Annotated in this window: 13 protein-coding genes and 1 pseudogene; 5 read left to right on the forward strand and 9 right to left on the reverse strand. The window is 71.3% G+C overall.

Features of this window, described 5'->3' with window-relative positions; translation table 11 throughout:
• Window positions 1-83: 83 nt before the first annotated feature.
• Window positions 84-833, reverse strand: coding sequence for a GntR family transcriptional regulator (locus ACWGL3_RS26280; RefSeq protein WP_378554227.1), 750 nt, complete (start codon window positions 831-833; stop codon window positions 84-86).
• Between the two features lie 366 nt (window positions 834-1,199).
• Here ACWGL3_RS26280 and ACWGL3_RS26285 point away from each other — a divergent pair.
• Window positions 1,200-1,532, forward strand: a pseudogene (locus ACWGL3_RS26285) (PLD nuclease N-terminal domain-containing protein); the annotation flags it as partial.
• A gap of 461 nt (window positions 1,533-1,993) precedes the next feature.
• On the opposite strand, the gene ACWGL3_RS26290 reads toward ACWGL3_RS26285, so the two are convergent.
• From ACWGL3_RS26290 to ACWGL3_RS26305, 4 genes are all read right to left on the reverse strand, one after another.
• Window positions 1,994-2,776: a cupin domain-containing protein gene (locus tag ACWGL3_RS26290; protein ID WP_452461910.1), complete on the reverse strand. Its 783-nt coding sequence runs from the start codon at window positions 2,774-2,776 to the stop codon at window positions 1,994-1,996.
• Between the two features lie 428 nt (window positions 2,777-3,204).
• Window positions 3,205-3,339 carry a hypothetical protein gene (locus ACWGL3_RS26295; protein ID WP_452461911.1) on the reverse strand — a complete coding sequence of 45 codons (135 nt, stop codon included), beginning with the start codon at window positions 3,337-3,339 and terminating at the stop codon, window positions 3,205-3,207.
• Between the two features lie 467 nt (window positions 3,340-3,806).
• Window positions 3,807-3,992, reverse strand: a complete 186-nt coding sequence (locus tag ACWGL3_RS26300) for a DUF397 domain-containing protein (RefSeq protein ID WP_267947298.1) — start codon at window positions 3,990-3,992, stop codon at window positions 3,807-3,809.
• Between the two features lie 18 nt (window positions 3,993-4,010).
• The gene (locus ACWGL3_RS26305; RefSeq protein WP_452461916.1) at window positions 4,011-4,193 is read right to left on the reverse strand and encodes a Scr1 family TA system antitoxin-like transcriptional regulator; all 183 of its coding nucleotides are present in this window, start codon (window positions 4,191-4,193) and stop codon (window positions 4,011-4,013) included.
• 35 nt (window positions 4,194-4,228) lie between these two features.
• On the opposite strand from ACWGL3_RS26305, the gene ACWGL3_RS26310 reads away from it, so the two are divergent.
• The 3 genes from ACWGL3_RS26310 to ACWGL3_RS26320 all read left to right on the forward strand — a co-directional run bounded on the left by ACWGL3_RS26310 (window position 4,229) and on the right by ACWGL3_RS26320 (window position 5,847).
• Window positions 4,229-4,990 carry a DUF5753 domain-containing protein gene (locus ACWGL3_RS26310; RefSeq protein WP_452461912.1) on the forward strand — a complete coding sequence of 254 codons (762 nt, stop codon included), beginning with the start codon at window positions 4,229-4,231 and terminating at the stop codon, window positions 4,988-4,990.
• 93 nt (window positions 4,991-5,083) lie between these two features.
• Window positions 5,084-5,455: an ATP-binding protein gene (locus ACWGL3_RS26315; RefSeq protein WP_267947294.1), complete on the forward strand. Its 372-nt coding sequence runs from the start codon at window positions 5,084-5,086 to the stop codon at window positions 5,453-5,455.
• The gene (locus ACWGL3_RS26320) at window positions 5,455-5,847 is read left to right on the forward strand and encodes a hypothetical protein (protein WP_452461913.1); all 393 of its coding nucleotides are present in this window, start codon (window positions 5,455-5,457) and stop codon (window positions 5,845-5,847) included. Before ACWGL3_RS26315 ends, ACWGL3_RS26320 begins: the two co-directional genes overlap by 1 nt.
• 173 nt (window positions 5,848-6,020) lie before the next feature.
• Here ACWGL3_RS26320 and ACWGL3_RS26325 read toward each other — a convergent pair whose 3' ends face one another.
• The 4 genes from ACWGL3_RS26325 to ACWGL3_RS26340 form a co-directional block, all read right to left on the reverse strand.
• Window positions 6,021-7,325, reverse strand: a complete 1,305-nt coding sequence (locus ACWGL3_RS26325) for a dihydrolipoamide acetyltransferase family protein (RefSeq protein ID WP_452461914.1) — start codon at window positions 7,323-7,325, stop codon at window positions 6,021-6,023.
• Window positions 7,326-7,340: 15 nt separating this feature from the next.
• Window positions 7,341-8,354: an alpha-ketoacid dehydrogenase subunit beta gene (locus ACWGL3_RS26330; RefSeq protein WP_267947291.1), complete on the reverse strand. Its 1,014-nt coding sequence runs from the start codon at window positions 8,352-8,354 to the stop codon at window positions 7,341-7,343.
• Window positions 8,355-8,369: 15 nt separating this feature from the next.
• Window positions 8,370-9,476 (reverse strand): pyruvate dehydrogenase (acetyl-transferring) E1 component subunit alpha, encoded by a 1,107-nt coding sequence (gene pdhA / locus ACWGL3_RS26335; RefSeq protein WP_452461915.1) that lies wholly within the window; start codon window positions 9,474-9,476, stop codon window positions 8,370-8,372.
• A 530-nt stretch (window positions 9,477-10,006) separates the two neighbouring features.
• Window positions 10,007-10,684 (reverse strand): GntR family transcriptional regulator, encoded by a 678-nt coding sequence (locus ACWGL3_RS26340; protein WP_267947289.1) that lies wholly within the window; start codon window positions 10,682-10,684, stop codon window positions 10,007-10,009.
• 741 nt (window positions 10,685-11,425) lie between these two features.
• On the opposite strand from ACWGL3_RS26340, the gene ACWGL3_RS26345 reads away from it, so the two are divergent.
• A complete protein-coding gene (locus ACWGL3_RS26345) occupies window positions 11,426-12,190 on the forward strand; it encodes a phosphatase PAP2 family protein (RefSeq protein WP_267947288.1) in 765 nt (254 codons plus the stop codon).
• Window positions 12,191-12,270: the final 80 nt, after the last annotated feature.

Here is a 12,270-nt window from a genome sequence, read left to right on the forward strand (position 1 = left end):
CCTCCGCGGAGGGGAGCGGCCACCGCCCTTCGTCGTGTCCGGGCCGGCGCCGGGGCGCCGGGGCGCCGGGGGCGGTGCGCCCCTCAGCGGCGCCGCGGGTCCCCGGGCCGGCGGGGCCGGGCCAGTGTCAGTTTGTAGAGGAGTCGACACTGCTCGGCCGTCCCGATGAGGTCCGAGGTCTCGACGGGCCGGTTGGCGCTGAAGTGGGTGCGCTCCACCACCAGCACGGGTATGCCGGGGGCCGATCCGAGCAGTGAGGCCTCGGAGTCGCGCAGGGAGCGCACGCCCACCTCCTCGACAACGCGGTCGACCGGGTGGCCCGCGGCGCTGAGCCGGTCGAGCAGGCCTATGTCGGGCGCCGCGTCGAAGGGTGTGCGCAGGGTCCCGGCGGTGAGCGACGCCGGTTCCCACGACTGGTGCAGTGTGATGGGCAGTTCCGACGCCAGCCCGCGCGAGGTGGTGCGGTAGACGGGCTCCCCGTCGCGCAGCCGGAGCCGCGAGCTCAGCGGGGCCGAGCACGGCTCCTGCTCGGTGCCGATGTCCTCACGTCGGAGTTTGCCCAGGCCGGAGCCGGAGGAGGAGTCCGTCCGGCACAGCCGGAAGAGCTCGGGGACCGTGCGTACGAAGTACCCGGAGCCGGGCCTGGCCTCGACGAGGCCCTCGGTCACCAGGAGTCGGAGCGCGGTACGGGAGATCTGCTCGCTGACCCGGTAGGAGCGCGCCAGCCGGGTCCTGGAGGGGAGACGTGTGCCGGGCGGCATCTCCCCGCGCAGGATCGGCTCGCGAAGCTGCTCGGCCAGCCACAGGTAGCGCGGTTGCCTCACCACGGTCATGAGGCCCGGGACGCGGGGCCTCCCGTGGACGGGGTGTCTCTGTGCTTGCGCGAAATGGGGGCGGTACGCCCGAGTTGGTGGTCGCGGGGGACGGTGCCGCCACCGTTTCCGGTGCAGACGCCGGTTCGGAGGAGGGGAGTGAACCTGCAAGATCGCCGAAGCTCGCCCATGGTTCCCAGTAAAGCAGTGAAAAGGCCTGGTAGGGGGCGCTAATCGAAAGTCTTCGGTCCGGTCGCGCGCGGTCCGAAGAATCGGAACCGGGACCCCAAGGCCGGGAAACGCCCGAAAACCACGAAATGCACGGGAGTGGGCACCCCAAAAGACTACTCTGCGTGACAATATGATCACGTCATGCTTGGGGGAGTCATGTTCACGAGCCTTGCTGACAGTACGGACACCGCCGTCGCCTGGATGAGCGGGATCACCGGGCTGGTCTTCCTGCTCATCGGCCTGTTCCTGCTGGTGCTGGTGATCGCCGCCGTGATCTCCGCACTGGCCCACGGCGACACCACGGGGGGCGGCAAGCTCCTGTGGATCATCTTCATCCTCTGGTTCCCGCTGTTCGGCGCCGTCGCCTGGTTCGTCGTCGGCAAGAAGGGGCACCTCAACCGCTTCCTCGGCATCGACAAGGGGAGGGCGCGCCACACGCTTCCGTCCAGCGTCGGCCAGCACAGCAACGTGGCCAACGGCAGGAACGGGGGGCCGGGCGGTGCCCAGGCCCACCCGGGCGACGACCGGCCCGGGACGGACGAGGACCGGCTCGGGGAGGACGACGAGCGCCCCGGGGCGGGCGGCGACCGCCTCAGCATGCGTGAGAGCCTCGCCGTGGCGAATGAGGGCCGGCCGGGGGCGCGTGAGGCGCGGCCCGGGGCGGACGAGGACCGGATCGGCATGCGCGAGGTCCGGCCCGTGGCGGGCGACGAGCGGTTCGGCATGCGTGTGAGCCGTCCCCGGATGGGCTACGGCGGGCCCGCGATAGGCCACAGCCAGCCGGAGATGGGACACGCCTGACCAGGCGGCCCCGGGCCACGGAGCGACCCCGGACGGGAGGCCCCCGTCCGGGGTCGCCGCATGTCTGCGGGGCCTCCCCGGCTGCTCCGGCCGCGCGGTCCGGCGGTCCCGTGCGCGGTCGCGGACCGGTGGCGCCCCACGGCGGCCGGTCAGTCCCCGGTGGTCCCGAAGCCGGCGAAGTCGAAGCCCGGCGACACGAAGCAGCCGACGAGGACCTCCTCTTCCGACAGCGGACGGGCGGTCTGCCAGGTGTCGCGGGGGACCACGAACTGGAGGTGCTCGCCCCGCTCGATCGCGGGGCCCAGCACCGCGCCGCCCTCGGACACGGGGGAGTCCCCGCGCCCGCCCAGCTCCAGCCACAGCGGACCGCCGCGGTGGAAGGCCCACACCTCCTCGGAGCGCAGCCGGCGCCAGCGCGACTCCTCACGGGGCCCCAGCAGGAACGTGATCCCCGTGGCGGTCGACCGCGGCCCCGGGCGGCCCTCCGGCCGGACCTGCGTCCCGGCACGCCAGGTCGGCCGGTACCAGCCGCCCTCCGGGTGCGGCAGCAGGTCCAGGAGCTCGGCGGTGGCCGACCGCTCCTCCGCGGCGGTGTAGCTGCCGGAGGGGTCCTGTCGCAGGTGGAGCACCCCGCGCACCGCGCCTCGCGGCAGGGGTCCGTAGACGTGCGGGAAGAGCACGTCCGGGCCCACCCCCGGCGGAGGGGTGGGGTCGGCGGCCTCCCATCTGACCTCGGCCGCGACGGCGTCCGTGTCCACGACGAGGGCGACCAGGGGGCCGGCCGCGTCGGAGTACAGCGCGTTCGCCACGGCGAGCAGCGTCGGCTCGTCCGGGGAGGCGTGCACGAACCCCTGGTCGCGCAGGGACTCCGGCTCGACGTCCCCGCCGGAGGTCCAGCGCTCCAGCTCTGTCAGGTGCAGGATGAGGGCCATGCGGCCGACCGTACCCCGCCCGCGCCGCCCCGCGGGGGCCGTTGAACGGATGCCCCTTCCGTCCGGTCCCGCCCGGAATCAGCGGGAGGACCCGCGCCGGTTCCCCGGACGGGCCGGCGGCACTCGGACCTGTGCCGGGTGTTCCCACGCGCCCAGGCAGGAGCGGAGGGTGTGGGCGCCGCTCGCCGCTCGCCGCCCGCCGCTCGTCCGGCGCGTCATGTGCCCCGCGGACGGGGGAGCCCGCGCGGCGACCCGTCCTCGTACGGAGCGGTGCCGGCGCCGCCCCGTCGCCGTGTCGACTCGTCGGCGCTTCACCCCGGCTTGCTCCCGTGTCCGTGGCGGGGGCGGGCGTCCGAGGCGCGCCATGGGCCGGGACCACCGCGAAGGAGATCTCCCGATACGAGCCGACACCGTCTCCGGGCGGTCCGCTACGTGCGCCTGCGGTGCACGGCGTACGCCGCCGCCAGGATCACCGCGGCCGCCGCGACCAGGACGGCGATCGTCGGGTTGGTCCAGGCCGGCACGATCTGCACGCCGCCGGGGTCGAGGCCGTAGGGACACACGGTACTGATCGGGAACGCGTCGTGGGAGCTCGGGGCGCCTGGATATTCGCGTGGAAGATGCAGGTGTCCTCCGGGAAGAAGCTGGGACCGTAGTACATCAGCGCGCGGAGTTGGACGACGAGCGCGGCGAGGAGCGCGATCGCCGCGACATGGATCAGGGGTCCGGGCTCCACCGCCTCCGCCCAGGACTCCCCCTCTTCCACGCGGCGGCCGGTGCGCTTGAGGGAGGAGATACCGGATACCAGGAACATCACGGACATCAGGATCAGGCACTGGACGGCGGGTATGAGGAGGGGGAAGGCGAGCAGGGGGAGCATGGGGAGAATGCTCGCACGTCCGCCCGGAGGCCGGGGCGCCGGGCGGTTGAGCCTCAGGTCCGATGCCGCGCGGGAGCAGTTCCGCGCCTGGTCTGCTTCCTGAACGACGACGCCCCCGGCCGACGACCGGGGGCGGAGGTGGTTCGGAGGCTAGGGCTGGTCGCTCTGGGCGGTGCTGAGGAAGGCCTGCCACTCAGGGCTGGGGAAGCTGAGTGCACCGAGATCTCTGTGCTTGGTGTCACGCATCGCGGCGCCCGCGCGGGCGGGCGTCGCGACCTCTACGCACGCGCTCTGCCCTGCGCTGTAGGAACTTTTGCGCCACTCGTACGGGAACACTGGATCTCGTCCTAACCTTCATCGCTTCAGGGACTCCATGATGCCAGCGATAGTTTCGCGGGATCTCTCAGGGGGATAGGCCAGCTCCGCCAGGACGTCGTATGCGGCGCTGTACTCGGCGACGCTCACCTCGTCTTCGACGTAGACGTCGCTGGTCATCAGCTCGACGTGGACAAAGTCCAACTTTGACAGGGACAGGATCGCGAAGGCTCCGGTGACACCAGGATGTGGTTTTGATGCGAGAGGTGTGCGAGGCTTCCGGACTCCGCCGGGTGGAGGAGGGCACCGCCGCGGTACCGCGCCATCTCGCCGAGTACCTGGACCGCAAACTCGACGCGCAGGGCAGCCTGGTCAACGCCTGGGCCCGCTCCACGCTCAACACCCATCTGGAGTCGGGGGCCCGGCCGCACGAACTCGACTCCTCGGTGAGCGCCCTGCGCGAGTTCCACCCCGGGGCACTTCCGACCACGGTCCAGACCCACGCCTACGCGACCGCGCTCGGCCGAGCGCGGGGAAGGGCCCCGGGGCAGTCGACCGGCTGGAACGGCACGGCTTCGCTGCGGGTGGTGGTCAACGAAGCCGCGGTGCGGGCCCGGGTGGGCGGGGCCGAGGTGATGCGCGAACAGCTGGGCCGCCTCATCGGTTCCATGCGGGCCAGCGGGTTGTGCCTCCAGGTCGTCCCGGCCGACGTGGCCGAACACCCCTGCCCGATGGGACCGTTCCGTCTCCTGTCCCTGGGGCCGGTGTACACCGTCGCCCACCTCGTCTCCCCCTGCGGGGACGGTCAGCTCGTCTCCGCGCCACAGGAGGTCCGGGCCTTCTCCGACCTGTTCGAGGACCTGCGCGGCGCGGCACTCCCGGTCAGTGACTCCCTGGACCTCCTGGTCCACATCGCCGAATCCCTCAGGCTCCTGGCGGAACGCAAGGCGATCACCAGCGGAGAAGAGGCCGGCGGGGTTCTGGCAACGCTCTCCGCACACCGGGTCGCCCACCCCTGAGGGCGACCACGAAAAAGCTCTGGCGGGTGCTGAGAACACCCCCAGAGCAGGCCGACAGGCATTCCGAGTTCACATAGAAAGCGAGTTGTCGACATGTCCATTCTGCCGCACGCGATCCCTCCTGAGCGCCCGTGGCCTGCACGGGTCTACCCCGGAGACCTCTCCCGGACGAGCACGATCCGCGCGGACCTGCGTTCCGACCCGGCCGGGTTCACCGAGGACCTGGTGGAGACCGCTGTCCTGTGCGCGAGCGAGATGGCCGCCAACGCCGTCGAGCACACCCGCTCGGGAGCCGACCCGGACGGCCGGGTGCTGCGAGCGCTCTTCGCACCGGAACCGGGCGTGCTGCGCCTGGTCGTCGTGGACGACGGGGCACGGGAGTCCTCCCCGGTGGTCCCCTTCCCCTTCTGCGCCGACTTGGGCACAGCCGTGTGGGCCGAGGTCACCACCGGGGAGACCGGCTGATGACCGCCGCCGTTGCCCCGCACATGCGTGCGGTGACCGACACACCCTGTGAACACCGGTTCCCCCGCACCGCTCTCACCTCCCACACTCCCGGGCCCACCCGGGAACAGCAGCTCCTCGACCAGATGCGCGGCAACCCGAGGGTCGCCTACCGGATCGAACACGGAGCCCTGCCCGACCGGATGAGGGTGGCGGAGGAGCGTCGCGCTCAGCGGGAACGGGCCCCGGCCCGATCGGACGTCCCGGAGGCGGGTCCCGTGTCCGCAGGTGGGCGTCATCGGCGGCCCCGTGCCCGACGGACCCGGCGGCTCACCTGGCGGGCGCTGTCCTACGGCGCCGCGGTGGCGGGAGGCGCCCTCCTCGGCCGGGCCGTCGCCATGTCGCCCTGGTGACGTGCCCCTCGGCCGCCCACACGCCTCCCCGCTTCCCCGCCGGTCCGCTTTGTCCACAGGCTGTGGACAAAGCCTGCGAACCCGCCGGTGCGCGGCGGTTCCGGGAACGACGCACGCCCCGGCCGATCCTCGGCCGGGGCGTCCGCGTTCAGGTGCTGCGGGTACTTCGGGTGCTACAGGATGATCCGCATCGGCTCTTCCAGGATCTCCGCGAGGTCCTTCAGGAAGGCCGCGCCGACCGCGCCGTCCACCGCGCGGTGGTCCACCGACAGCTCCAGGGAGATCCGGTTGCGCACGACGACCTCGCCGTCCACGACCACCGGCTCCTGGCGCATCGCGCCGACCGCGAGGATCGCCGCCTCCGGCGGGTTGATGACCGCCGAGAAGCTGTCCACGCCGAACATGCCCAGGTTGGACACGCTGAACGTGCCGCCGCTCATCTCCTGCGGCTTCAGCTTGCCGTCACGGGCCTTGCCCGCCAGCTCGCGCGTGCGCGTGGAGATCTCCGACAGCGTCGCCTTGTCGGTGTCGTGCAGCACCGGCACGACCAGCCCGGCGTCCACGGCGACGGCCACGCCGACGTTGATGCGGTGGTGCTGGAGCAGCTTGTCTTCGACCCACGAGGTGTTGACGGCCGGGTGCAGCTTGAGCGCCGTCGCGCACGCCTTGACGATCAGGTCGTTGAAGCTGATCTTCGCGCCCGTGGATGCCAGCTGCTCGTTGATCTGGCCGCGGAAGCCCTTGAGGGCCTCGGCGTCGATCGTGCGCCGCAGGTAGAAGTGCGGCACCGTCTGCTTGCTCTCGGTCAGGCGGCGCGCGATCACCTTGCGCACGTTGCTGACCTTGAGCTCCTCGGAGTCGCGGCCGTCGTCGAACGCCGGTGCGGCCTGGGCCGCGGCCGGTGCGGGCCGCGACTCCTGCGCGGCCGGCGCGGCGGGGGCCGACTCGCGTGCCGCCCCGTCCTTGGCGGCGGCCTCGATGTCGGCGCGCACGATCCGGCCCTTGGGGCCCGACCCCTGGATGCTGTTGATGTCCAGGCCGTACTCCCGGGCCAGCCTGCGGGCCAGGGGGGACGTGCGCGGACGCGGACCGTCCTCGCCGCCGCCGGACGACGGGGCGGGGGCCTCGGCGGGAGCGGACTCCTCGGCGGGAGCGGAGGCGCCCTCCTGCGCCCCGGCGGAGTCGGAGGCCTCCTCGGCGGGCTCGGACCCGCCGGAGCCGGAGTCCTCCGGCACCGCGTCGGGGGAGTCGCCGATCACGCCGATGACGGCGCCGATCGGCACCGTGTCGCCCTCGGACACGGACTGCTTGACCAGGTAGCCGTCCTCGTAGGCCTCGTACTCCATGACGGCCTTGTCGGTCTCGATCTCGACCAGGACGTCACCGGAGGCGACCTTGTCGCCCACCTGCTTGACCCACGTACTGATGACGCCTTCCTCCATGGTGTCGGAGAGGCGCGGCATCTGGATCTCGCTCATACTTGGAATCTCCCTCTACCCGACCCGTTTGCCGACGGCGCTCAGGGTCTCCTTGATGGCGGTGCTGATCGACTCGACCGACGGCAGGGCGGCCGTCTCCAGCGGCTTGGCGTACGGCATGGGGACCTCCGCCATCGCGACCCGGCGCACCGGGGCGTCCAGGTAGTCGAAGGCGCCCTCCTGGATCGACGCGGCGATCTCCGCGCCGATGCCGTAGGTCAGCCAGTCGTCCTCGCAGATCACCGCGGCGCCGGTCTTCTTGACCGAGTCGACGAAGGTCTGGCGGTCGAGGGGCCGGAGGCTGCACAGGTCGACGACCTCGACGCTGATGTCCTCCTCGGCCAGCTTCTCGGCGACCTGGGTGGCGACCATCGCCATCCGGGAGTAGCCGATGAGGGTGATGTCGGAGCCCTCGCGGGTCACCTTGGCCCGGCCGATCGTGGCGACGTTGTCGTTCGACGGCTGGGCGTAGTCGTCGGGGACCTCGCCCTTGGAGTTGTACAGGCCCAGGTTCTCCAGGAACAGGACCGGGTCGTCGTCGCGGATGGCCGCCCGCAGCATCGCGGAGGCCTCGGCCGGGGTGCTGGGAGCGAGCACCTTGAGGCCGGGGATGAACGAGTAGAACAGCTCGATGTTCTGCGAGTGCGTGGCGCCGAGCTGCTGGCCGCCGCCCCCGGGGGTGCGGATGACCATGGGCACGCTGGTCTGGCCGCCGAACATCCCGTAGATCTTGGCGGCGTGGTTGATGATCTGGTCGATGGCGATCAGCGAGAAGTTGATCGTCATCAGCTCGACGACCGGACGCAGGCCGAGCATGGCCGCGCCGATCGCGGCGCCGACGAAGCCCTCCTCGGCGATCGGGGTGTCCTTGACCCTGCGGGGGCCGAACTCCTTGAGCAGGCCCTCCGTGATCTTGTAGGAGCCCTCGAAGACGCCGATCTCCTCGCCCATGACGAGGACGTTCTCGTCGCGGACCATCTCCGCGCGGAGCGTGTCGCGCAGAGCCTGGCGGTAAGTGATCACAGACATGTGCTCGGTCCCTCTCTACTCTGCGAACACCGGGTCGGCGGGCATGCGGCGCGACTCGTTGGGGACGGGCGTGGCGTACGTGTAGTCGAACAGCGTGGACACGTCCGGGTGCGGGCTGTTCTCGGCGAAGTCGGCGGCCTCGGCCACCTCCTCCTTGACGGACGCGGCGAGCTCGTCGCGCAGCTCGTCCGTGAGGATGCCGGCCTCGGAGAGCCTGGCGCCGAAGAGGGCGATCGGGTCGTTCTCCTCGGACCGGGCCTCGTCCTTCTGCTCGTCGGTGCGGTACTTGGCCGGGTCGACCACGGAGTGGCCCTTCATCCGGTGGCTCCACGCCTCCAGCAGGAACGGCGTCTGCTCCTCGCGGGCGCGCTCGACCAGGCGGGCGGCGGTGTCGCGGACCGCGAGCACGTCGCGGCCGTCCACGCGCTCGCCCTCGATGCGGAAGGCGGAGCCGCGCTTGTACAGCTCGGGCTCGGCGGAGGACATGTCGACGGTGGTGCCCATGCCGGTGAAGTTGTTGATCACCACGAACACGATGGGCAGGTTCCACAGCTTGGCGATGTTGAGGGACTCGTGCCAGGCGCCGATGTTGGTGGTGCCGTCGCCCATCTGGCACATGACGACCTCGTCGCCGCCCCGGTAGGAGATGGCCAGGGCGGCGCCCGTGGCCAGCGGGAGCTGGCCGCCGACGATGCCGTAGCCGCCGAGCATGCGGGTCTCGGTGTCGTACATGTGCATGGAGCCGCCCCAGCCCCTGGACACGCCGTCGGAGCGTCCGTAGAGCTCGGCCATGACCCGCTTGGGGTCCATGCCCTTGCCGATCGCGTACCCGTGGTCACGGTAGTTCGTGAACAGGTAGTCGCGCTGCTGGAGGGCGGTCATCAGGCCGACGACGGTGGCTTCCTCACCGAGGTTGAGGTGGCAGTAGCCGCCGATCCGGGCCTGCGTGTAGGCCTGCGCGGTGCGCTCCTCGAACCGCCGGATGAACAGCATCTGGCGGTAGTAGTCGAGGAGGACGTCGGGGGTCTCGCCGGCGAGGCCGGCGGCGGTGTCCCTGCGACCGCGCCGCCGGGTCCCTGAGGACCGGGCGGCGCCGGTCTTCGGCTTGGCCGTGTCAGCCATGGTGTGCCTTTCTACGTACGGGAAGGCCTGCCGCCCCGGCCTGTGGGCCGGGGTGCCAGGCCCGCCGGGGTCCCGCTGTCGGGCGCGACCTCGGCGTGCGCCGCCGCCGGGCTCATTCGGCTGCGGTGCTCTGTGGCTGTTGCGGGGCGCGTCGCGGGAAGCGTGGCTCGTCCTTCCCGGACGCGAAGCGCTCGTGGGGTCTCGTGTGCAGTTGTCGCCCGGACCCCCGACCGCATTGCTTCCCGGTCTCCACTGCCCTATGCATCCGTGGCTCGGCGTGGCAGTGTCGGTCGCGAGGGTTCGTCCACCGGCCGGATGAACGACTCCGCGCATCCGAGGGGGCGCGCGCGTACGTGTGACGTGCGTCGCGCACACTCTACGGTCTGATCGATGATCGATCAATACGACTTTACGGCAGATAGCCCAAGTTTGGTGCAACGGGGCAGGTCAAGGCCGAAAGGCGGGATCCGGGGCGAAGAGGCGACACGCGGGGAGGGCCCCGGACGCCTCCCCCGGGGCGGGAAACGGCCTCAGCGCACGCTCTCGTGGGACTTCAGCGCGGCCTCGACGTAGTTGAGGACGTGCTCGCTGACCATGTCCCCCACCGACGGGTCGCCGTCACGGAACGCCCGGGTGATCTGGTCGTGGTCGGCGGCCTTGGCGTGCAGCTCCATGTTCAGCCAGCGCACGGACAGCGCGGTCCACACCTCGACGCCCAGCGACTCCCACGTGTGCAGCAGCACGCTGTTGTCGGCGGCCCGCACGATCTCCCGGTGGAACTCCACGCTGTGCCTGATCTGCTCGGAGACGTTCCCCTCCGAGGTCGCCCGCTTGAGTGCCTCCACCTCGCGCTCCAGCGCGGAGGGGTCGGCGGCGAGCCGGGGCGCGGCCAGCCGGGCGGCGACGAGCTCCAGGCCGGCGCGGACGGGGTAGATCTCCGCCATGTCCTGGACGCCGAAGTCCCGCACGCGGGCGCCCTTGTTGGGCACGGTCTCGATCAGGCGCAGGGTCTCCAGCTCCCGGAGCGCCTCGCGGACCGGGGCCTGGCTCACCTTCAGCTCGGTCGCGACGCGGCGTTCCACGATCCGCTCGCCGGGCTGCCAGCGTCCGGACAGCAGGCCCTCGACCAGTACCTGCCGGATCTGCTCCCTCAGCGGCTCGCGCGCGAGCTTCGAGGGATCATCCGGCAACTGGGGCAGGTCGACCATCCAGGGCCCTTCCGTTCCACGGCCCGCGCACACCACCGTGTGCCCGGGCCGGTTCGCTCAGCTTCGTACAAGCTCTTTGAAGGGTGCCACACGCCGACGGGTCAACCGGCCAGTAGGCCTCGAAAGGCTAACGGATGGCTCACGAACGTGTCGCGCCGCGGTGAACCGCCGAGGACCGCCGACGGGGCCCACGGCAAAGCCCGAGGCAGAGGCGTCGCACTTGAGCGGCCGTGCCGCCGATGCGGCGAAGTGTCCGGGTAGGCTCATCTGTTGGCAACACTCACCCGCCGTTGTACGTGGTAGGGGCCACGCAACGGCAATGAGTCCGACAAGAGCGCCTTGACCTGCGTTGACCATCGCCGGGCAGGACCCGGCGCGACACATCCAGCACTGTTGGGCCGCGTGTTCCCCGACACGGACCTGACCGGTGGCCGGTCACGACATAGTGAACCAGTCGCCGGGTAGGACCGTCGAACGGGATGAGCGGGGTAGTTCTACCCCGGCGCCTGTCCCAACCCCGAGTCGACCCTGAGGACGTCAGGATCAGTTCCAGCAACCACGGCTAGCCCGTCCCCCACGCTTCCCAGGTGCCACAGGCAAGCCCACGACGTGTGAGACAGCACTGAGCACATGACGCACTCTTCGAGGACCCGACATCCACGGTCCAGGCAGTTGAACCAACCACACGACAGGGAAGAGCGTACGACCCCGGCGGCGGGGCCGTACAGCGGACCCATCCCCGTGGTGCGTACCACCGAGTACGCCCCCGGCCCCCCTGTCGTGCGCGCGGTCCGATGGCCGAGCGTGAGCGAGATCGCGTGGGGCGTCGCCTCCGACCGTGTGGCCATCATGCTCGCCGTGGCGCTGATCGTCATGACGATGCTCGCGGCGGGCCCGCTGCACCCGGTGGACAACTTCCTGAACGAGCTGCCCCGGCCCTACTGGGACGTGCTCCGCGAGCCGATGATCCTCTGGCCGGACACGGTCGCCTCCCGTGCCGTGGCGCTGCCCGTCCTGGGCGTCACGGTGCTGCAGCTCGCCTACTGGCACCGGAGCTGGCGGCCGATCGTGCTGGGCACGGTCGGGGTCGTGGGGATGATGTCCCTGGTGTCCGTGATGAAGCTGGGGACCAACCGCGGGCACGCCAAGCACTTCGACCCGGACTTCTTCATGGGCCCCGGGAATGTGGCCTTCCCCTCCGGCCACGGGGCGAACGCGATCCTGATCTACGGGCTGGTGCTCTTCCTGATCATCAGGTTCGGCGCCGCGCGGCCGCACATCATCCGGCGCCTGGCGTACTGCATCGTGGGCATCGCCCTGCTGCAGTCGACCGTCTCCATCTACCTGCACTTCCACTGGTTCACGGACCTGGTGGCGGGGATGCTGGCCGGCGGGTTCGCGCTGAGGGTGACCATCCGCCTCGACCGGATGATCCCGCACGGGCGCACGGTGGAGTGGTGGCCCTGGTACGGCCGCAAGGAGGGCCCGCTCGCGGCGAAGGAGTGAGCGCGCCGCCGGGGCGCGGCGCGACCGCGGCCCCGGGCGGGGCGGCCCGCGACGACGGCGCCCGCCGGACACCGTTCCGG

The organism is Nocardiopsis sp. NPDC055824, assembly GCF_053616335.1.

Bases quoted from the DNA above. Each gene is read 5' to 3' on its own strand.
- pdhA (WP_452461915.1), bottom strand. From the start codon at position 9,476: ATGGCTGACACGGCCAAGCCGAAGACCGGCGCCGCCCGGTCCTCAGGG.
- ACWGL3_RS26280 (WP_378554227.1), bottom strand. From the start codon at position 833: ATGACCGTGGTGAGGCAACCGCGCTACCTGTGGCTGGCCGAGCAGCTT.
- ACWGL3_RS26315 (WP_267947294.1), top strand. From the start codon at position 5,084: ATGTCCATTCTGCCGCACGCGATCCCTCCTGAGCGCCCGTGGCCTGCA.
- ACWGL3_RS26340 (WP_267947289.1), bottom strand. From the start codon at position 10,684: ATGGTCGACCTGCCCCAGTTGCCGGATGATCCCTCGAAGCTCGCGCGC.
- ACWGL3_RS26320 (WP_452461913.1), top strand. From the start codon at position 5,455: ATGACCGCCGCCGTTGCCCCGCACATGCGTGCGGTGACCGACACACCC.
- ACWGL3_RS26290 (WP_452461910.1), bottom strand. From the start codon at position 2,776: ATGGCCCTCATCCTGCACCTGACAGAGCTGGAGCGCTGGACCTCCGGC.
- ACWGL3_RS26325 (WP_452461914.1), bottom strand. From the start codon at position 7,325: ATGAGCGAGATCCAGATGCCGCGCCTCTCCGACACCATGGAGGAAGGC.
- ACWGL3_RS26310 (WP_452461912.1), top strand. From the start codon at position 4,229: ATGCGAGAGGTGTGCGAGGCTTCCGGACTCCGCCGGGTGGAGGAGGGC.
- ACWGL3_RS26330 (WP_267947291.1), bottom strand. From the start codon at position 8,354: ATGTCTGTGATCACTTACCGCCAGGCTCTGCGCGACACGCTCCGCGCG.